This is a genomic window from Conexibacter woesei DSM 14684, from assembly GCF_000025265.1.
In the GTDB taxonomy this organism is placed as follows: domain Bacteria; phylum Actinomycetota; class Thermoleophilia; order Solirubrobacterales; family Solirubrobacteraceae; genus Conexibacter; species Conexibacter woesei.
In genome coordinates this window covers 5,983,977-6,002,729 of the sequence record NC_013739.1, presented here as the reverse complement: position 1 = coordinate 6,002,729, position 18,753 = coordinate 5,983,977, and the positions used below count along the sequence as shown (strand labels likewise).

18 protein-coding genes are annotated in these 18,753 nt (G+C 72.4%); 12 read left to right on the top strand and 6 right to left on the bottom strand.

All coding sequences use genetic code 11. The features are described from left to right. Window positions 1-3: 3 nt before the first annotated feature. Window positions 4-633 (bottom strand): TetR/AcrR family transcriptional regulator, encoded by a 630-nt coding sequence (locus tag CWOE_RS28160; RefSeq protein ID WP_012937062.1) that lies wholly within the window; start codon window positions 631-633, stop codon window positions 4-6. A gap of 125 nt (window positions 634-758) precedes the next feature. Continuing rightward, window positions 759-1,424 carry an MBL fold metallo-hydrolase gene (locus CWOE_RS28155; RefSeq protein ID WP_012937061.1) on the bottom strand — a complete coding sequence of 222 codons (666 nt, stop codon included), beginning with the start codon at window positions 1,422-1,424 and terminating at the stop codon, window positions 759-761. 62 nt (window positions 1,425-1,486) lie between these two features. On the opposite strand from CWOE_RS28155, the gene CWOE_RS28150 reads away from it, so the two are divergent. The 9 genes from CWOE_RS28150 to CWOE_RS28110 all read left to right on the top strand — a co-directional run bounded on the left by CWOE_RS28150 (window position 1,487) and on the right by CWOE_RS28110 (window position 10,526). Next, entirely contained in the window at window positions 1,487-2,041 is a 555-nt protein-coding gene (locus tag CWOE_RS28150) for a TetR/AcrR family transcriptional regulator (protein WP_012937060.1), read from the top strand. Window positions 2,042-2,332: 291 nt separating this feature from the next. Continuing rightward, a complete protein-coding gene (locus CWOE_RS28145) occupies window positions 2,333-3,163 on the top strand; it encodes a sulfurtransferase (protein WP_041731118.1) in 831 nt (276 codons plus the stop codon). Between the two features lie 81 nt (window positions 3,164-3,244). Then, window positions 3,245-4,036 (top strand): ABC transporter ATP-binding protein, encoded by a 792-nt coding sequence (locus tag CWOE_RS28140; protein WP_012937058.1) that lies wholly within the window; start codon window positions 3,245-3,247, stop codon window positions 4,034-4,036. Continuing rightward, window positions 4,033-4,824, top strand: a complete 792-nt coding sequence (locus tag CWOE_RS28135) for an ABC transporter permease (RefSeq protein WP_012937057.1) — start codon at window positions 4,033-4,035, stop codon at window positions 4,822-4,824. Before CWOE_RS28140 ends, CWOE_RS28135 begins: the two co-directional genes overlap by 4 nt. Further along, window positions 4,821-5,666, top strand: a complete 846-nt coding sequence (locus CWOE_RS28130; protein ID WP_012937056.1) for an ABC transporter permease — start codon at window positions 4,821-4,823, stop codon at window positions 5,664-5,666. The genes CWOE_RS28135 and CWOE_RS28130 overlap by 4 nt, the downstream gene beginning before the upstream one ends. A gap of 53 nt (window positions 5,667-5,719) precedes the next feature. Then, entirely contained in the window at window positions 5,720-6,745 is a 1,026-nt protein-coding gene (locus CWOE_RS31670; RefSeq protein ID WP_012937055.1) for an LLM class flavin-dependent oxidoreductase, read from the top strand. 27 nt (window positions 6,746-6,772) lie between these two features. Then, on the top strand, window positions 6,773-7,780 hold the full coding sequence (locus CWOE_RS28120; RefSeq protein ID WP_012937054.1) for an ABC transporter substrate-binding protein: 1,008 nt from the start codon (window positions 6,773-6,775) through the stop codon (window positions 7,778-7,780). A gap of 69 nt (window positions 7,781-7,849) precedes the next feature. Next, window positions 7,850-9,007: a pyridoxal phosphate-dependent aminotransferase gene (locus tag CWOE_RS28115; RefSeq protein WP_012937053.1), complete on the top strand. Its 1,158-nt coding sequence runs from the start codon at window positions 7,850-7,852 to the stop codon at window positions 9,005-9,007. Window positions 9,008-9,026: 19 nt separating this feature from the next. Next, the gene (locus CWOE_RS28110) at window positions 9,027-10,526 is read left to right on the top strand and encodes an MFS transporter (RefSeq protein ID WP_012937052.1); all 1,500 of its coding nucleotides are present in this window, start codon (window positions 9,027-9,029) and stop codon (window positions 10,524-10,526) included. A gap of 10 nt (window positions 10,527-10,536) precedes the next feature. Here the strand turns inward: CWOE_RS28110 and CWOE_RS28105 are convergent, their stop codons facing one another. Together CWOE_RS28105 and CWOE_RS28100 are read right to left on the bottom strand one after the other, a co-directional pair. After that, window positions 10,537-10,944 carry a RidA family protein gene (locus CWOE_RS28105; protein WP_012937051.1) on the bottom strand — a complete coding sequence of 136 codons (408 nt, stop codon included), beginning with the start codon at window positions 10,942-10,944 and terminating at the stop codon, window positions 10,537-10,539. A 97-nt stretch (window positions 10,945-11,041) separates the two neighbouring features. Continuing rightward, window positions 11,042-11,716: a class I SAM-dependent methyltransferase gene (locus tag CWOE_RS28100; RefSeq protein ID WP_041733916.1), complete on the bottom strand. Its 675-nt coding sequence runs from the start codon at window positions 11,714-11,716 to the stop codon at window positions 11,042-11,044. Between the two features lie 105 nt (window positions 11,717-11,821). On the opposite strand from CWOE_RS28100, the gene CWOE_RS28095 reads away from it, so the two are divergent. Genes CWOE_RS28095 through sigJ form a run of 3 tightly spaced genes read left to right on the top strand, consistent with a single transcriptional unit; the run spans window position 11,822 to window position 14,495 of the window. Beyond that, window positions 11,822-12,106: a hypothetical protein gene (locus CWOE_RS28095; RefSeq protein ID WP_148261197.1), complete on the top strand. Its 285-nt coding sequence runs from the start codon at window positions 11,822-11,824 to the stop codon at window positions 12,104-12,106. Next, the gene (locus CWOE_RS28090; RefSeq protein ID WP_012937049.1) at window positions 12,103-13,602 is read left to right on the top strand and encodes an MFS transporter; all 1,500 of its coding nucleotides are present in this window, start codon (window positions 12,103-12,105) and stop codon (window positions 13,600-13,602) included. The genes CWOE_RS28095 and CWOE_RS28090 overlap by 4 nt, the downstream gene beginning before the upstream one ends. 11 nt (window positions 13,603-13,613) lie before the next feature. Beyond that, window positions 13,614-14,495: an RNA polymerase sigma factor SigJ gene (sigJ, locus tag CWOE_RS28085; RefSeq protein ID WP_012937048.1), complete on the top strand. Its 882-nt coding sequence runs from the start codon at window positions 13,614-13,616 to the stop codon at window positions 14,493-14,495. Between the two features lie 23 nt (window positions 14,496-14,518). Here sigJ and CWOE_RS28080 read toward each other — a convergent pair whose 3' ends face one another. Then, window positions 14,519-15,808, bottom strand: a complete 1,290-nt coding sequence (locus CWOE_RS28080; protein ID WP_012937047.1) for a cytochrome P450 — start codon at window positions 15,806-15,808, stop codon at window positions 14,519-14,521. Window positions 15,809-15,912: 104 nt separating this feature from the next. Next, window positions 15,913-18,735: a helix-turn-helix transcriptional regulator gene (locus CWOE_RS28075; protein WP_012937046.1), complete on the bottom strand. Its 2,823-nt coding sequence runs from the start codon at window positions 18,733-18,735 to the stop codon at window positions 15,913-15,915. Window positions 18,736-18,753 lie beyond the last annotated feature (18 nt).

The window sequence follows — 18,753 nt, the reverse complement described above, 5'->3', positions numbered from 1 at the left end:
CGATCAGGGACCGACGTCGCTGCTCTCGAATGCCAGGCCGCCGACGCCGGCGCCCATCAGGGCGCCTCCGAGCGAGCCGAGCAGCACGGCCTGGAGGTCGGCGGCGGTGAGCGGCAGGTCGCCCTCGATCCACGCGAGGCAGGCACCGTCGATCGACCACAGCCAGCCCTGCACCGCCGCACGTGCGGCGGGACGGTCGCCGCCGCCCTGCGGGCCGAGGCCGTCGAGGATCCGCTGAACGGTCGTGTCGCGCACCTCGTCGACGATCTCGCGCACCTCCGCGGCCGCGAGGCTGCGCAGCAGCTTGGCGTAGGCCGCGCGGTGCTCGTCGATCCAGTGCAGGAACGCGCCGAGGCTGGCGGCGAGCTGCTCGGCCGCCGGCCGGTCGGGATCGGGCTCGGTCGCGGCGCGCAGCTGCTCGGCTGCGACCTGCAGCGCGGCTTCGAACAGCGCGCGCTTTCTCGGGAAGTAGTGGTAGAGGAGCGGCTTTGAGATGCCGGCCTCGCGTGCGATCCGGGCCATCGACAGCTCTTCGTAGCCGTACTCGCCGAACAGCGCTGTGGCGCTCTCCACCAGCAGGCGGCGACGCTCGTCGCTGTCGAGACGGCGGTAGGCACGGGCCCGCGGCGGCATGCGGCCACGCTACCAGTCGTTGACCGTCGGTTGACAGTCGCCGCCGCCGCGCCGGGAAGCCGCCGCGTCGGCAGGTCGCCGCGCCGCGGCCTGCGGCGCGCGGCCCGCGCCGGCTGCCGCGCGCGTCAGCTCGGCAGCGACGCGGCGAGGCGCGCCAGCGCGTCCGGGTCGCGCGACGGCGGCCCGTGGCCGAAGCACACGACGGCGGGTCGCAGCTCGGAGAGGCGCCGGATCTGCGTACGGTTGAGCGCGGGGTCGAGCGTGAACATCGCCGGCGGCTCGTGGAGGCCGGGGCGGCCCGTCAGCGGGTGCTGTCCGAACAGCACGTCGGCCGCCAGCAGGGTGCGGTCGGACTCGCGCCAGAGCGAGATCAGGCCGGGGGAGTGGCCGGGCGTCTCCAGCACCGTGAAGGAGCCGACGCGGTCGCCCTCCCGCAGGCGCCGTGAGACGGGGGTGGCGCCTCCGGCCCAGGTCCGCAGCTGCAGCCGCGTGACGGGGTTGACGGGCGCGCGGTCGCGGAGCTGCCCGCTCTCGATCGCGTCCGCGTCGCGATGGCCGGCCAGCACCGGGATCCCGCGCGTGCGGGCGAGGGCGGCGCTCGCCCCCTGGTGGTCGGCGTGCGCGTGGGTGACGAGGTGGCCGGCCAGCTCGAGGTCGGCGACCTGGCGCAGGATCCGCCGTGCGGCCCAGCGCGTGCCGGCGTCGACGACGTGACCGTCGGCGACGTAGACGTTGACCGCGTGCCGGGGTGTGCCGCGGAGCAGGTGGAGTCCTTCGGCGATCGGTTCCATACAGGGGTGTACGGTAGCAGATTAAGTCACACATCCAAACACCCCTGTATGGTCAGAGGGGAATGAGCTCTGACCGACTGGATCGTGAGACATGGGTCGACGCCGGCCTCGCCGCCTTGGAGCGCGGAGGGACGACCGCTGTCAGCGCCGCCGCGATCGCGAAGTCGCTCGGTGTCACCCGCGGGAGCTTCTACTGGCACTTCTCCAGTCGCGACGAGCTGTTGGAGGCGATCCTGGAGCAGTGGGAGCACGAGCACTCCGACGCGGTGCTCGACGCGCTCGAGACGGTGCCGGACCCGCGTGAGCGGCTGCGGCTGCTGTTCGATGCGGCCACCTCGAAGCCGCCCTCGATCTTCGTCCGGCTGCTCGAAGCCCAGGGGAGCGAGCCGGCCGTCGCTACGGTGCTGAATCGCTCGCGTCGCCGGCGCGTCGCGTTCCTGACCGCGGCCTACCGCAACGCCGGCGTCGCGCCCGCGGCGGCCCGCCGGCGCGCGCTCGCGGCATACGCCGCCTACGTCGGGCTCGCTCAGCTCGTCGCCGCCGACGGGCAGCTGTTCGAGGGTCGCGAGCGCCGCGCGTTCGCGCGCGAGCTGAGCGCGATGTTCGTCCCCGCCTGACCCGTCGGCCGGCCTGATCGCCGCCTGCGCGGCGCGGAGAGTGTCGTCCAGGACTCTGCCCGTGGGAGGCAGAGCGGGCTGAAGCTCCTGTGCATCAGTCGCACCGGTTTCACCCCTTAATGCGCGAACGGCCCGCGGCCTTGTTGACGCAGATTGATTTTGTTGACTTGGATCCCGTGTATCGGATACAACTGGCGCACGAGAGCGATGTTCGCGGGAGAGCGACGTCGTTCGCTCTGCTTGGGAGAGGAGTCGTTGGTGGCAGTCAGAGGCTCAGTTAACGCGAGCATCATGATTACGCCTGAGGAGTTGGCGCTGAGCCTGGCGGCCGTTGAGCCGCCGGCCGTCCTCGACGTGCGCTGGCAGTTGGGCGATCCGGGCTTCGGGCAACGTGCCTACGCTGCCGGTCACATTCCTGGAGCGGTCTTCTGCGACCTCGACAGCGTGCTCTCCGGCCCGGCTGGGCCGGAAGGACGGCACCCGCTGCCGGACCTCGACGAGCTTGCGCGGTGGCTGCGCGACGCGGGCGTCGACGCCGAGCGCGAGGTCTGCGTCTACGGCGCGCGTGAGCCGATGGGCGCAGCGCGCGCCTGGTGGCTGCTGCGCTACGTGGGACACGAACGCGTGCGCGTGCTCGACGGTGGGCTGGCGGCGTGGCAGGCGGACGGGTTCGACGTCACCGACGAGGTTCCACGGCCGCGACCCGGGAGCTTCACGGTCCGCGTCGTTGCGGAGCATCGGCTCGACGACGCGCTGGTCCAGGCACGCGCCGACGACGGCGTGCTGCTCGATGCACGCGCGCCTGAGCGCTACAGCGGCGAGTCGGAGCCGATCGACCCGATCGCGGGGCACATCCCCGGCGCGCTGAACGCACCCGCGGCGGAGATGGTCGACGCGGACGGGCGCATGCTGAGCGCAGAGCTGCTGCGAGCGCGCTTCGGTCAGCTCGGCATCACGCCGGACACCGCGGTCGGGGTCTACTGCGGCTCGGGGGTGACCGCGGCGACCGACATCCTCGCGCTCGCGCTCGCCGGCATGCCCGCGGCGCTCTACGCCGGCTCGTGGTCCAAATGGACGGCGCAGCCGGATCCGCCTGTCGCGACCGGTCCCGATCCGCGCTGACCGCACGCGCGCTGGCGGATTAGCCGCCGCTGTCGCACCGAAAGCTCATGTTGTCATCGACGCAAAGTCCGACGGAGTCACATGGCACGAATTGAAGTCAAGGACCTTGAAGTCACTTATGGCCAGTCACACACCGACGAGCCGTTCGTCGCGCTGACGGGGGTGAACCTCACGATCGACGACGGCGAGTTCGTGACCGTCGTCGGGCCCAGCGGCTGCGGCAAGACGACGCTGCTGAACGCGATCGCAGGGCTCCTCACGCCGTCGAAGGGCAGGGTCCTGATCGACGGCAGACCGGTCGTCGGTCCCGGACCGGATCGCGCGATCGTCTTCCAGGACTACGCGATCTTCCCGTGGCGCACGACGTGGGACAACGTCCGTGTCGGGATCGAGGCGCAGAAGGACCTGCGCAGGGACGCCGACGCCCGCATCCGGGACGTGATCAAGATGGTCGGCCTCGAAGGCTTCGAGAAGGCCTACCCGAGCCAGCTCTCTGGCGGCATGAAGCAGCGCGTCGGTCTTGCGCGTGCGATCGTCGCCAACCCGACCACGCTGCTGCTCGACGAGCCGCTGGCCGCGGTCGACGCGATGACGCGGCAGGTGATGCAGGACGAGTTGGAGCGGATCATCGCCGAGTCGGGCAAGTCCGCGCTGTTCATCACGCACAGCATCGACGAGGCGATCCTGCTCGGCGACCGCGTGGTCGTCGCGACGACGAAGCCGGGCCGCATCAAGGCGGTCCTCGACGTCCCGCTGCCACGCCCGCGCTACAGCTTCGACGCGAAGGCCGACCCGATCTTCATCGGGCTGCGCGAGCAGTTGTGGGAGATGCTCCACGCGGAGGCGGTCATCCACGCCCGGGGCGAGCAGTGACCGCCGCCCGCCTGAAGAAGTTCGCCGGCCGGTCGTACGTGCTGCTCGCGATAGAGCTGGCGATCATCGTCGCCTGCTGGCAGATCGCGGTCGCCGAGCTCGATCTCGTCAACCCCGTCTTCCTGCCCGCGCCGACGGAGATCTTGGTCGGGTTCAAGGAGCTGGTCGAGAGCGGCGACCTGTGGACCAACGTCCAGGCGAGCTTCACGGCATACGTGCTCGGCCTCGGGCTCGCGATCGTCGTCGGCATCGTCGTCGGCCTGCTGCTCGGCTCGTTCATCCCGGTCGACAAGCTGGTCGGCCCGGTCCTGTGGGCGGTCTACGCGGTGCCGTGGCTGGCGTACCGGCCGCTGTCGGTCGTCTGGTTCGGCTTCGGACGCGGTCCGGTGATCTTCCTCGCGTTCGTCGCGGCGGTCTTCCCGATCATCATCAACACCGCCGCCGGAGCGCGCACGGTCAGCCCGTCGTTCCTGAACGCGGGGCGCGTCTTCGGCATGAGAACGCCCGCGATCTTCCGCAAGATCGTGATCCCCTCGACGCTGCCGTTCATCTTCGTCGGCGTCCGGCAATCGGCGATCCTGGCGGCGCTCGGCGTGCTCGTCGCGGAGCTGACCGGCTCGGCGGAGGGCGTCGGCGCGCTGATCTCCTTGAGCACGAACAGCTTCCAGACCGAGCGCGCGTTCGCGGCGATCGCGATGGCGATCGTCTGGATGTTCTTCGTCGGCGAGCTGCTGAAGCACCTCAGCGACCGGCTCGGCCGCTGGAACACGACGGCGGGGCAGCGATGACCGCCCTCAGCACACCCGTCCGCACGGGGACCGTGCGCCGCCGCACGCGGCGCTGGCTGCGCGGCTGGACGCCGCTCGTGATCCTGGAGCTCGCCGCGCTGCTGACGCTGTGGCAGCTCGCGGCGACGACGCTCGGTCTGCTCGACCCGGCGTTCCTGCCGCCGCCGCTGGACATCCTGCAGGCGTTCCGCGAGCTGATCGCGGAGGAGACGTTCCTCAGCAGCTTGTGGTTCACGGTCAAGAACTATCTGATCGGCTTCACCGTCGCGTCCGTGATCGGCGTGACGTTCGGCTTGATGATCGGCTGGTTCCAGCTCCTGAACAAGCTGTTCGCGCCGCTGGCGTGGCTGGCGTACTCGGTTCCGAAGGTCGCGATCGCGCCGGTCGTGATCCTGGGCTTGGGTCTCGGCGCGACGTCGAAGATCGCGATGGTCTTCCTGCTCGTCGTCTTCGTCGTCCTGACGAACACGATGGAGGGCGCCCGCACGGTCGACCGCTCCTACGTCTGGGCCGGGCGCGTGTTCGGCTACACGAAGTGGCAGGTGCTGCGCCGCATCGTCATGCCGGCCTCGGCGCCGTACATCTTCGCCGCGCTCGAGCGCGCGGTGATCCTCGGGATGATCGGGGAGATCCTCGCCGAGTACCTCGGCTCCAAGACCGGCATCGGGGTGACGCTGCAGCGCGCGGCGTTCGACTTCCGGATGGACGACGCGATGGCGGTCGTCCTGGTGATGGTGATCGTGACGATCACCGCTCGCGTGCTGCTGCGGTGGGCGATCCGCTGGTTCGCACCGTGGTACGTGGCGTCGCCGATCGGCCGCCCGGGACCGCGGAGAGCGTGAGCCGTCGCGTCCCCAGTCGCACAAGCTCTCAACTCAAAACTAGGGAGGACACATTGGCAACCACCAGTCCTGTTCGCATCATCATCGAGCTGCCCGACGCGCGCTGCGTCGCCAGCGTCGGCGCGATGGAGGAGGTCGCCGACGCCGCCGAGCGGCTCGGCTTCTACGGCCTCGCGGTCGGCGACCATCTCATCACCGACGGCAAGATCGGCGTCTGCCGCGGCCATCATGACGGCGACGACCGCGTCTTCTACGAGCCGATGCAGGTGCTGGCGTACATGGCGGCCCGGACCGAGACGCTGAAGCTGCTGACGAGCGTCCTCGTGCTGCCGAACCGGCATCCGGTGCTGCTCGCGAAGCAGGTGGCGACGCTCGACAACCTCTCCAACGGCCGCGTGATCCTCGGCCTCGGGTCGGGTGCGCTGCCGGCGCGCAAGGCTGACGCGGGCTTCAACCTGGCGGCGCTCGGCGGGGTCGCGAAGCTGGAGTACGAGGCGTACGGCGTCACCACCCACCGCGGCAAGCTGACCGACGAGTACACCGCCGTGATGCAGAACATGTGGGCGGACGAGCCGGCGACGTTCAGGGGTGCGACGATCTCCTACAGCGGGCTCGAGGTGTACCCGAAGCCGATTCAGAAGCCCGGCCCGCCGATCTGGTGGGGAGGCCGGTCGGACATCGCTCAGAAGCGCGTCGTGAACGCCGGCGACGGCTGGCTCCCGAGCCAATGCCCGGTCGACATCTTCGCGAGCGGGGTCGAGAACATCCGCACGCTGGCCGCGGAGGCCGGTCGCACGGACGATCTCGACTTCGGCGTGAGCCTGTGGTCGTCGGTCGACGAGACCGACGAGGCCGCGCTCGCCGCCGCCGAGCTCGCGCTCGGGCCGAAGTTCAGAGACGCGCAGGCGTTGCGCGAGGGGACCTTCATCGGCTCCCCCGACACGTTCATCGAGCGCATCAAGGAGTACCAGCAGGTCGGGTTGAACGTCGCGGTGCTGCGGTGCATCCCACCGACCGCCGAGCACCTGATCCGCCAGATGGAGCTGCTGGCGCGCGACGCGCTGCCCGAGTTCGCCTGATCGCACCGCAACAAAGGAGAGGTGTTCATGAAGGTCCTGCAAAGGGGCATGGTCGGTGTCGTCGCAACGGCGTTGGCGCTCGGTATCGCTGCGTGCGGATCCGACGACGACTCCGGGTCCGCCGACGGCGGCAAGACGGAGAAGATCCGCGTGATGGTCGGCCTGCCGAACTTCGGCAGCGCCGCGCCGTTCATCCTCGCGGACAAGCTCGGCTACTACGAGAGAGAGGGCATCGAGGTCGAGGTCTCGCAGGTGGAGGACGTCACCGCGGCCGTGGCGTCGGGCCAGGCGGAGGTCGGCACGGCGGACCTCGGGACGCTGAACGAGGCGATCAGCAAGGGACTCGAGTTCAAGGCGTTCTCGGGCTACCGCTGCAACAACCAGATCCGTCTTGCGGTCGCCCCCGGCATCGAGTCGGTCGAGGATCTCGACGGCAAGGACATCGTGCTCGGCATGGAGGCGGGCAACCCGGAGATCGATCTGCGCAAGGAGGCGCTCAAGGAGGCCGGCTGGGACATCGACTCGGTCGACGCCGAGATGGTCTTCGTCCCCGGCGGCTCGACCGCGTGGGCGAGACTGCTCGCGAGCGACCGGATCTCGTTGACGCCGTTCTACAGCAGCGCCAAGGAGGTCATCGACAGAGCCGGCGCGAAGATCGTCGTCGACGAGATCGTCAACACGCCGAACGACGTGATGTTCGCGAAGGCGGGCTGGGTGAAGGACAACCCCGAGGAGGCCGAGGCCTTCCTGAGCGCGACGCTGCGCGGCGCCGCCGAGTACCTCGACGTCGCGAAGAAGGACAGAGTCCTCGAGATCGCCGAGGAGGCCGGCTTCGACGTGGCGGGCGACCGGTACGACTACGAGGGCGGCATCGCGACCTTCTGCCCGAACCTCTACCTCGAGGAGGAGACGTTCAAGGAGGGGCTGGCGCAGACCGGTGTCGAGGAGCCGCTGTCGTTCGCGGAGATGACCGACGTCTCGGCGCTCGAAGCTGCCCAGACGGCGCAGGGGATGGACAACAGACCGATCAAGTGAGCGATCTCCCGTGGGTCTCGCCGATGCGGCGAGACCCACGGGCCTCGCCATTTCGTGAAACGGAGACGCATGCTGGCCAGTCGGGTACAACGCCTCACCCCTCACGGGATCGACCGCGCGTTCGCCGCCGCGCGGGCCGACCCAGAGGTGCTCGAGCTGCATCATTTCGAGACCGATCTGGCGCCTCCGGAGGCGGCGCTCCGCGTGACGCGCGAGCGCCTCGCCGGGCGGGAGGCCAACAGCTACCTGCCGACGCGCGGCACGGCGGAGCTGCGCGACGCGATCGCCGCGCACCTGCAGCGGCGCCTCGGCGTCGCGTACGACCCCGAGCACGAGATCGTCGTCACGGCCGGCGGGCTGGAGGGCGTCTTCGACGTCCTGTTGACGACGGTCGACGAACAGGCCGAGGTGATCGTCCCCGATCCGACGTTCACCGGTCTGCTCAACCGCGTCCGCCTCGCCGGCGGCGTGCCGCGGCACCTGCCGTTCGTCGTCGCCGACGGCGAATGGCGCCTCGACGTCGAGCGCCTGGAGGAGGCGATCACGGCGCGGACGCGCGCCGTGCTGATCGCGAACCCCTCGATGCCGACGGGCGCCGTCCTGAACGACGAGGAGTGGTCGGCGATCGCGCGCGTCTGCCGCGAGCACGACCTGTGGCTGATCTACGACGCGGCGATGGAGGCGATCGTCTACGACGGGCGCCCGCGACTGCATCCGTTGAACTACGAGGGCATGCGGGAGCGGACCTTCGTCGTCGGGTCGCTGTCGAAGGAGTTCCGGATGGTCGGCTGGCGGATCGGGTGGATCGCCGGTCCCGAGGAGTCGATGGAGTCGTTGCATCGCGTCGTGGCCAACGTCGGCTCCGGCGCTCCCGCGATCGCGCAGGCCGCGGGCGCCGCGGTCCTGTCGCAGAACGACGAGGCCGACCTCCAGCGCGCGCTCGTGGAATGGACGGCCCGGCGGGACGCGATCGCGGCGCAGCTCGCCGAGTTCGGCGTCGTGCCCGCGGCCGGCGGCTGGTCGTGCGCGCTCGACGTCTCGCAGTTCGGGCTCGACGCGGGCGAGGCCGTCAAGCTCCTGATGGGCCGCTCCAAGATCGCCGCGACGTCGTTGAAGCTCTCGGGGGAGACATACGGCGCGACGCTCGTCCGCTTCGCGTTCGGATGCGAGCCGGTCGACCGGCTCAGCCGTGTCGGCAGCGGGGTCCGCGCCGCACTGGCCGGCTAGGCGCGGTCCGGGGCTGCTGATGGCGGCGGCTCGCCCACCCGACTCGCATCCGGGCTGGGCGGGCCTCGCCGCCGTCTGCCTCGGGACGTTCATGCTGCTCGTGGACGTCACGATCGTGAACGTCGCGCTGCCGGAGATGGCGCCCGCGCTCGGCGCGTCGTTCAGCGACCTGCAATGGATCGTCACGGCGTACGCGCTCACGCTCGCCGCGTTGCTGCTGCTGATCGGATCGCTGTCCGACGTCGTCGGACGCCGGCGCACCTATCTCGCGGGCCTCGGCGTCTTCGCCGCCGCCTCGCTTGCCTGCGGCCTCGCGCCGTCGGTCGACGTGCTGATCGCCGCCCGTGCCGTGCAGGGCGTCGGCGGCGCGGCGATGTTCGCGACGTCGATCGCGCTGATCAGCGCCACGTACAGCGGATCGGCGCGTGGGGTCGCCTTCGGGATCTGGAGCGCGACCAACGGCGCGGCGGCGTCTGCCGGGCCGATCGTCGGCGGGCTGCTGACGCAGGGGCTGTCGTGGCGCTGGGTGTTCTTCGTCAACGTCCCGCTCGGGCTGGTCGCGATCGCCGTCGCGCGCCGTGCGCTGCGTGAGCCGCCCGTCGCGGCCGGGCGGCGGATCGACTGGGCCGGCGGGATCGCCTTCACGCTCGCGGCGGCCGCGGCGACGGTCACGGTGATGGAGGCCGGCGGGGAGGGCTGGACGTCGGCGTGGACGCTCGGCCCGCTCGCCGTGGCCGTGCTCGGGCTGTGCGCGTTCGTCGCGATCGAGTCGCGCTCGCGCGCGCCGCTGCTCGACCTCGGGCTGCTGCGGCGGGGCACGCTGACGGGGGTCCTGATCGCCGCGGCGTTCCTGATGGCGACGGCCTTCGGGGCGCTCCCGTACGCGTCGATCTGGTTGCAGTCGGTGCTCGGGCTCGACCCTGTCGAGGCGGGCCTGGTGATCGTGCCGCTGAGCGCGTCGGCGTTCGTCGTGGCGGTCGCGGGCGGCCGCCTCTCCCAGCGGATCGCGCCCCGGCGCGTGTTCGGCGTGGCGCTCGCGCTGATCGCGATCGGCGACGTGCTGCAGGCCGGGCTCGACGGCGGCTCGGAGTGGCCGCGGCTGCTCGCCGGCGTCGTCGTCGTGGGGATCGGCGTCGGCGTCGCGAGCCCGGTGCTCGCGTCCGCTGCGGTCGACGCCGTGCCACACGACCGTGCCGGGATGGCCGCGGGCGCCGTCAACACCGCGCGCCAGTTCGGGCTCGTGCTCGGGATCGCCGTCCTCGGCAGCGTCTTCAGCGCGCGGATCGCCGACCGGCTCGGCGGCGAGCTGCGCCGGTCAGGCGATGCAGAGCTGGTCGCGAGCGGCGGCGCGCGGACGGTGCTCGACGCCGCGCCGGTCGCGGATCGCGCTCAGCTCGACGGCGCGATTCGCGACGCTGTCAGCGCGGCCCTCGGGACGACGTTCCTGATCGCCTCGCTCGCCGCGCTGCTCGGCTTGGCGCTCGTGCTCGCGCTCCTGCGCACGCGCCCGGCCGGGTAGCGCTGGTCCGTCAGTCGGCCGCGACGATCGCCTGCAGGTCGATCTCGACCAGGAACGCGGGATCGGACAGGCGCGTGACGCCGACCAGCGTGCTGCCGGGCGGTGTCTCGGCGTTCCAGTAGCCGCGGGCCTCGGGGGCGCGCAGGGCGGCGATCAGCGCGTCGACGTCGAGCGTGAAGATCCGGCGATAGACGACGTCGTCCCAGGTCGCGCCCGCGGCGCGAAGCTGCACCCCGAGGTTGTCCATCACCTGGCGGTACTGACCGGCGTAGTCACCCTCGGCGACGACCTTGTAGTTCTCGTCCGTCGGCGTCTGGCCCGAGATGAAGATCAGTCTCATCGCTCCCGACACGCTCACGATGCGCGTGAACGACGGGTGCTGGAACAAGCCGTCCGGATTGATGTGTTCGCGGCGCACGGTTCGATCTCCTCGTGGGGGTACGGGAAGGCGTCTGTCTGCTCGAACTGCGGGCGATAGGATATCGGATACGCCTGGCGCGAGCGCGTGGATACGGCTACGCCTTCACGAGGCGGAACGCGATGAAGCCAGGCGCCCGTTCAAGCGCCTGGTGCACCTCGGGGTGGCGGGCCGCCATCGTGGGCGCGGGCCGCGGCTCGACGAGCCGCTCGATCAGAAAGCCGGCGTCGGCGAACTCCTCGCACCACGCCTCCAGCGGCTGGCGCCAGTAGCGGACGGCCCAGCTCGTCTGCCAGGTCTCCTCGATCGGAACGCGGTCGAAGTAGCCGCCGCCCTTGAGCAGCCAGTCGGTCGTCGGGTGCGACGTCGACACGACGAGGCGACCGCCGGGACGGAGCACGCGGTGGAGCTCGGCGAGCGCCAGCGGACGGTCCTCGACGTGATGGAGCACCAGCGCCATCAGCGCGACGTCATACGCCGCGTCCGGCAGCCATGCCAGCGGCCGCTCCAGATCCCAGGTGCGGACCTCTGCACGCGACCCGACCCGTCGCCTCGCCAGCTTCACCATCTCCGGGCTCGCGTCGAACGCAGTGACGGCGGCGCCGCGCGCGAGCAGCTCCTCGGCGTACAGGCCCGGGCCGCAGCCGGCGTCCAGCACGTCGAGACCGGCGACGTCCCCCAGCAGCTCGAGCAGCGCGGGCCGGTCGTAGTGCGCGTTGTACGCGCCGTCGCGCGCGTGCGCCTCGAACTCCGCGGCGAACGACTCGTACATCGGCTGGGACGGCTCGGGCACGCGCCGGATGATGCCGCACGTCACATCGTCGGTCCGCGGTTCGTCATCGGAGTAGTCACGTCATCTCGATGAAGGAGGCGGACGGTGCAGCAGGCACTCGAAGTCCGACGTTCCAATGCGGTCGCCGCTCGGCCGCCACAGCCCGCCGAGCGGCGGTCCCCGCTCGACATGGCCGGCGAGGCGCTCGACCTCGTCGTCGGCGCGGTCGCCGTCGGCATGCCGTTCCTGCTGCTGTCGATGCCGGCGATCGTGCTGTTCGTGCTGTTCCCGCTGATGCTGGCGGCGATCCCGGCCGCGATCGCGGCGTTGCTGCTCGCGCCGCCCGTCCTGGTCGTGCGCGCGGTACGGCGGCGGGGGCGCACGCGATGACTGCGCACGCCCACGACGCCCACGACGGCCGGCGCTGGTGGATCCTCGCGATGGTCGCGACGGCGCAGCTGCTGGTCGTGCTCGACGTGACGATCGTCAACATCGCGCTGCCCTCGGCACAGCGGGATCTCGGCTTCTCCGACGACGATCGCCAGTGGGTGATCACCGCGTACGCGCTCGCGTTCGGCAGCCTGCTGCTGCTCGGGGGGCGCATCGGCGACCTCGTCGGGCGCAAGCCGGCCTTCGTCACCGGCCTGCTCGGCTTCGCCGGCGCCTCGGCACTGGGCGGCGCGGCGCAGAGCTTCGAGCTGCTCGTCGCCGCGCGCGCACTGCAGGGCGTCTGCGCCGCGCTGCTGGCGCCGGCCGCGCTCGCGTACCTCTCGACCACGTTCACCGATCCCGCCGAGCGTGCGAAGGCGTTCGGCGTCTACGGCGCGATCTCCGGCATGGGCGGCGCGTTCGGGCTGCTGCTCGGCGGCGCGCTGGCGGAGCTGCTCGACTGGCGCTGGTGCATGTACGTCGCGCTCCTGTTCGCGGTTCCGGCGGCGATCGGCGGGCTGACGCTGCTGGGCACCACCGCCGCGTCCGCGCGTCCGCGCCTCGACATCCCGGGGACGCTGGCCGCCTCGGCCGGACTCTTCGCGCTCGTGTTCGGCGTCGCGCACGCGGAGCGCGAAGGCTGGGGCGATCCGGCCACCGTCGCGTGGCTGGGCGCCGCCGCCGGGCTGCTGCTCGGGTTCGTCGCGCTGCAGCTGCGTGTCGCGCATCCGCTGCTGCCGCTGCGCGTCGTCGCCGACCGCGACCGCGGCGGTGCGCTGCTGGCGATCGGACTCACGAGTGCGGGCGCGTTCGGCGTCTTCCTCTTCCTCACGTTCTACCTGCAGGCCACGCTTGGCTTCAACCCGTTGGAGACCGGGCTCGCGTTCCTGCCGATGAGCGCCGTCGTGCTGGTCTCGGCGACGACGACGACCATGCGTGTGCTGCCGCGAACCGGCGCGCGCCCGCTGATCCCGGCCGGCATGATGCTCGCCGCGGGCGGCCTGGTGCTGCTGACGCGCATCGGCGTCGACAGCGGCTACGTCTCCCACGTGCTGCCGCCGCTGCTCGTGATCGGGATCGGGTTCGGGATGGTGATGGCACCCTCGTACGCGACCGCGACCTGGGGCGTGCCGCCGCAGGACAGCGGCGTCGCCTCGGCGACGGTCGGCACCTCCCAGCAGGTCGGCGGCTCGATCGGCGTCGCACTGCTCAGCACGCTGGCCGCCGCGTCCGTCAGCGCGTACGCGACCGATCACGGCTCGGCCCCGGACGTGCTCGCGCGCGCCGCGGTCGAGGGCTACACGACCGCGTTCTGGTGGGCGGCCGGCCTGTTCGCTGCCGGCGCGCTCGTCTGCGGCGCCCTGCTGCGCTCGGACACACGACCGGCGACGTCGCACGATGCGCCGAGCACCGAGCGCCGCGTCCCCGAGACCGCGGGCGCCGGAGCGGTAGCGTGACCACCCGAGCGATGGATGACAGCGACTGGCTGGCTGCGCGCTTCGAGACCGATCGCACGCACCTGCGCGCGGTCGCCTTCCGCATGCTCGGCTCGGTCAGCGAGGCCGACGACGCGGTCCAGGAGGCGTGGCTGCGGCTCGACCGCGCCGGCGCCGACGACGTGCGGAACCTGACCGGCTGGCTGACGACGGTCGTCGCACGCGTCTGCCTCGACATGCTCCGCTCCCGCACCGCGCGCCGGGAGGAGCCGTTCGGCCCGCACGTCCCCGACCCGCTCGTCGGCCGTGAGGACCGCAGCGACCCCGAGCACGAGGCGCTGCTGGCCGACTCGGTCGGGCTGGCGCTGCTGGTCGTGCTGGAGCAGCTCGACCCGGCAGAGCGCCTCGCCTTCGTCCTGCACGACATGTTCGCGATGCCGTTCGACGAGATCGCGCCGATCGTCGGGCGCTCTCCCGCCGCCGCACGCCAGCTCGCGAGTCGCGCCCGTCGCAGTGTCCGCGGACAGGCGCCGCCGCCCGACCCGGACATCGCCGAGCAGCGCCGCGTCGTCGACGCGTTCCTGGCCGCCGCGGCAGGCGGCGACCTCGCGGCGCTGATGGAGCTGCTCGACCCCGACGTCGTGGTGCGCGTCGACCGCAGCGGGCTGCGCCCCGGAACCTCGCGCGAGATCCGCGGCGCGGCGGCCGTCGCCGAGGTGGCGCTCTCCGGCGGCTCCCGGTTCGGCCGCTTCGCTCGGCCGGCGCTCGTCAACGGGACGGCGGGGATCGTCGCCGCAGCCGGTGACCGCGCGTTCGCCGTCGCCGGCTTCAGCGTCGTCAACGGCCGGATCGTCGAAATCGACGTGGTCGCCGGCCCGGCGCGCCTGCGCGACCTCGACCTCGGCGACGCGTAGGTGTGCTTCGTGGTCGCCCTGGTCTAGCGCTGTCGAAGGACGACGCGGGCGTCGTTTCGCGGCGTGACGATGACGCTGCGCCAGCGGGCGGTCGGTTCACGATCGCCGGCTGGTTCGATGCGGGTCGTGCGCAGGAGCGCGGTCAGCATCGCCTGGATCTCGGCGAGCGCGAGGTGGCGTCCGGGGCAGCGTTTCCGGCCCCCGCCCCAGGGCATCCAGATGGCCGGGTCCGGCCGGCTATCGAGGAATCGCTCAGGACGGAAGGCATCGGGCTCGGGGTAGTGGCGGGGATCGTGGTGGATGAGGTAGATGCACGGCAGCAGCAGATCGCCGACGCCGTACGTTTCGCCACCGATGCTGATCGGTGCCTTCACGGTGCGGGGGATCGCGAACAGGAAGACCGGGCGGTGGCGGAGGACCTCGAAGATCGTGGCGGTCATATACCGCGTGCCCTCGCCTTCGCGGATCTCGTCCGTCAGGCGAGTCTGCACATGCGGGTGGTGCGCGAGCAGCGTGATCGCCCACGCGAGCGCTGACGCCGTCGTCTCATGTCCGGCGAGCACGATCGACATGACGGCGTCGCGGATGTACGCGCGCGACAACGGTCTGCCGTCGGCGTCGGAGCTCGCGAGCAGCAGCGCGAGCGTGTCGCCGCCGCCACCGTCGGTGGGGCGCGCGCGTCGGGCGTCGATCAGCGCGAGGAGCGACGCATCGACCAGCTCCTTCTGGCGCAGGAAGCGTCGCCAGGCTCCACGGAACGGAGGAACGTGCCGTGTCGGTGGCGCGCCGATGACCGGCGTCGCCGTGACGTCGAGCATCCTGAGCACGTCGACGGCCAGCTGCTGCGTCGCGGCGGTTTCGCCGAAGATGGTCCGCAGCACCAACGAGAGCGTGAAGGCGCGAAGGCGGGGGGACAGCGCGACGGGCGCGTCGTGCGGCCACGCAGCCACCTCGTCCTGGGCCTGCGCGGCGATGAGCGCGTGGTGGCGGCGCGCGGTGCGTGCTGAGAACGCTGCTCTGACGTGACTGCGTCCGTCGAGATGCTCGCGTTCGTCGGCGAGCATGAAGGAGCCGGGACCGACTATCGGCTCGACGGCCGATCCCCCTTCGCCCGGATGCAGGACGTCTGCTGGAGCTTGGAAGACCGCGCGCGCGTCGACCGGGTTCGCGAGGAAGACGAGCGGCGGCACGCCCGGCACCCGGACCGTGAAGCGATCCCCGTAGCTGGCCCGCAGTCGCTCGAGCGTGGCGCACGGCGCGGCGTTGATCGCCAGCAACTGCGCCACAGCGGGCAGTCGAGAACCGGTGGGCATCGCCGGAAGTACACCGAACGGCGCGTGGCGCCGCGTCGTTCGGTGGCCCGTCCGCCGGCCGCGCACGGCGCGCGATGCTGTCCAGCGGTCGCGATCTCAGGCGGCTACGGCGCGAGCCAGCCGTCGTGCAGGCGCGGCAGCAGGAATCTCTGGAGGTCGGCGCGCGCGCCCTGGCCCGCCAGCCCCAGCTTTCCGTACGCGTGCGACAGATGCGTCTCGACCGTCTTGACGCTCACGTACAGCTCCTGCGCGATCTCGACGTTCGTCTGCCCCGCCACCGCGAGCCGCGCGACCCGCAGCTGCGAGACGGTCAGCGCCTCCGCTCCCGTGCGCGCGATCCGTCGCGGCCGCCCGCCCGCCGCCAGCAGCTCCTCGCGCGCCCGCGCGACGAGACGCTGGGCGCCGCAGCGGTGCGCCAGCTCGATCCCAGCCGCCAGCTGCTCGCGCGCCTGCACGCGCTGCCGCGCGCGTCGCAGCGCCGCGCCCAGCTCGACGAGCGAGCGCGCGTGTTCGAGCCGTGCTTCGGACTCCTCCAGCGCCGCGACCGACTCGCGCAACGTCTCGATCCCCCGCACGCCGCCCTCGACCAGCCCGGCGCCGCGCAGCGCGACGCCGAGCGTGCGCGGCAGCCCCAGCCGGCGCGCCAGCGCGACCTCCTCCTCGACCAGCCCCAGCGCCTCGTCGCGGCGCTCCGGCGGCAGCACGCGCGCGAGGTCCGAGCGCCACGTTATCTGGCTGGGCCCGGTCCGCAGCGGCGACAGGACCAGGCCGGCGGCCTCCAGGTCCGCGAGCGCAGCGGCGCGCTCTCCGCGCTCGAGGCGCAGCCGTCCGCGGCCGGCGAGCAGCAGCCCGCCGGTCATGGTCCCGAGGAAGGTGGGGTCGAGCTCGAGCGTCTCGGCGATCGCCGAGACGTCGTCGACGCCGGGGCGCTCGAGCAGCGTGTCGAGGAAGACGTAGAACAGGTTCGCGGTCCACATCGCGACGTTCGCCTGGCCCAGCAGGTCGAGCAGCGTGCGCAGGTCTGCCTCGGCCGCCGCGAGGTCGCCGAGCAGGGCGACGACCTGGCTGCGGAAAGCCCGGCCGCCGATCAGGCCGAGCAGCTCGCCGTGGCGCCGGCCCTCGCGCTCGATCTCCTCGGCGACGTCGAGCGCGCGGTCGTAGGCCTCGGAGTAGACGAGCGCCATGAACAGCTGCGCGCCCGCCCAGCCGCCGGCGGGGCGTCCGCTCGTCAGGACGCCGCGCGCGAGAGCGCGCTCGGCGAGCGCTCGCGCCTGCGCCGCGTCCTCGCAGCGCTGCACCGCCTGCGCCGCGAGCGCCGCGGTCAGCGCCTGCGCCGCCCAGCTCGGCCCGTGCGCCAGCCGCTCGAAGTGCTCGCGCTCGCGCTCGAAGTCGCCGACCAGATGCGGGTCGTTGACGGCGACCACCGTGTGAATCGCCTCGACTTGGACGAGCAGCTCCGGGTCGTCGAGCCCGTCCAGCGCGCCGGAGAGCAGCGCGCGCGCTTGCCCCCACTGTCCGGCCGTCGCGAGCAGCTCCGCCAGCGCGACCGTCGCCGCGATCCGCAGGGGCGGCTCGTCCGCGAGCTCGACCGCCTGCGAGATGTGCTCGACGCACTGCGGGTCGCGGATCGCCATCTCGGCGAGGCCGAGCCGGTGCAGCAGCACCGGGCGCGACGGCTGTGCGGCGTCCTCCTCCAGCGCACGCCGCAGCAGCCGGATCGCGGCCTCCGGCGCGGCCCGCGACGACGACGTCTCGGCGGCCGCGAGCAGCGCGGCCGCGACTGCGTCCGAGCCCGTCGGGCGCGTGGCGGCGAGGTGCGCGGCCACCGCCTCCGCGGGCGCGCCGGCCGTCTCCAGCAGGCGTGCGGCCGCGGCGTGCGCGGCGTCGCGCTCGGCGAGCGAGAGACTGTCGTAGACCGAGCGCCGCACGAGCGGGTGCACGAACGCGAACGGGTCCTCTGCCGCGAGCACCTCGATCTCGCACAGGCGCCGGGCGATCCGCGCGGCGCGCGTCGGCTCGACGCCTGCGAGCTGCGCAGCGAGCGGCAGCGCGCCGCCATCGCCGAGCACCGCCATCGCGTACGCGAGCGTGGGCGCCTCCGGGCCGACCTTCGCGACGCGGCGCTCGACGCGCGCGGCGAGCGTCGGCACCGACGCCGCGGCGACGACGTCCGGGCCGAGCGCGCCGTCGCCGTCGAGCGTGCGCAGCAGCTCGCGCAGGTAGAGCGGGTTGCCGGCGCTCTCCGCGTGGCAGGCGGCGCACACCGCGTCGGTCGCCGCCGGCGTGTGCGCGCGCACGAGCGCAGAGACGGCCGCCTCGCTCAGCGGCCGCGGCACGACGCGCGAGTCCCCCGCGACCGCGCGCAGGCCGTCGATCAGCGCTGCCGGCGCGTCGGGCTCCTCGGGGCGCAGCGCGACGACGAGCGCGATCGGCAGGTCCTCGATCCGCCGACCGAGGTGGCCGAGCGCTTGAATCGACGCGTCGTCCGCCCAGTGCACGTCGTCGACGGCGATCAGCAGCGGCGCCGCTTCGGCGACGTTCGAGATCAGCCAGTAGATCGCGTTGAGCGCGGCGAAGCCGGCTGCCGTGCGCTCGGCGGACGGCGCGTCGCCCGCAGGCGCGACGATCCACTCGGCGGGAGCGGCGGCGCCTGCCAGCAGGCGCGCGCGCTCGGGCCCCGGCAGGCCGTGCAGGAACGGCTCGAACAGCTGGCGCACGCAGCCGAACGCGTACTCGCGCTCGAACTCGCCGGCGGCCGCGCGCAGCACCCGCAGTCCGTCCTGCGCGGCGCGCTCGCGCGCGGCGCGGACGAGCGTGCTCTTGCCGCTGCCGGCCGCGCCCTCGACGAGCAGCAGCCGCCCGCGGCCGGCGCGAGCGTCCGCGATCGCCCCGCCGATCTCGGCAAGCTCGCGATCGCGTTCGAGCACTGACTCAGGGCCTCTCGT

Coding starts and splice junctions, on each gene's coding strand:
- CWOE_RS28100 (WP_041733916.1), bottom strand. CDS start 11,716: ATGTACGAGTCGTTCGCCGCGGAGTTCGAGGCGCACGCGCGCGACGGC.
- CWOE_RS28145 (WP_041731118.1), top strand. CDS start 2,333: ATGATTACGCCTGAGGAGTTGGCGCTGAGCCTGGCGGCCGTTGAGCCG.
- CWOE_RS28090 (WP_012937049.1), top strand. CDS start 12,103: ATGACTGCGCACGCCCACGACGCCCACGACGGCCGGCGCTGGTGGATC.
- CWOE_RS28155 (WP_012937061.1), bottom strand. CDS start 1,424: ATGGAACCGATCGCCGAAGGACTCCACCTGCTCCGCGGCACACCCCGG.
- CWOE_RS28160 (WP_012937062.1), bottom strand. CDS start 633: ATGCCGCCGCGGGCCCGTGCCTACCGCCGTCTCGACAGCGACGAGCGT.
- CWOE_RS28120 (WP_012937054.1), top strand. CDS start 6,773: ATGAAGGTCCTGCAAAGGGGCATGGTCGGTGTCGTCGCAACGGCGTTG.
- CWOE_RS28110 (WP_012937052.1), top strand. CDS start 9,027: ATGGCGGCGGCTCGCCCACCCGACTCGCATCCGGGCTGGGCGGGCCTC.
- CWOE_RS28115 (WP_012937053.1), top strand. CDS start 7,850: ATGCTGGCCAGTCGGGTACAACGCCTCACCCCTCACGGGATCGACCGC.
- CWOE_RS28140 (WP_012937058.1), top strand. CDS start 3,245: ATGGCACGAATTGAAGTCAAGGACCTTGAAGTCACTTATGGCCAGTCA.
- CWOE_RS28150 (WP_012937060.1), top strand. CDS start 1,487: ATGAGCTCTGACCGACTGGATCGTGAGACATGGGTCGACGCCGGCCTC.
- CWOE_RS28130 (WP_012937056.1), top strand. CDS start 4,821: ATGACCGCCCTCAGCACACCCGTCCGCACGGGGACCGTGCGCCGCCGC.
- CWOE_RS28080 (WP_012937047.1), bottom strand. CDS start 15,808: ATGCCCACCGGTTCTCGACTGCCCGCTGTGGCGCAGTTGCTGGCGATC.
- sigJ (WP_012937048.1), top strand. CDS start 13,614: ATGGATGACAGCGACTGGCTGGCTGCGCGCTTCGAGACCGATCGCACG.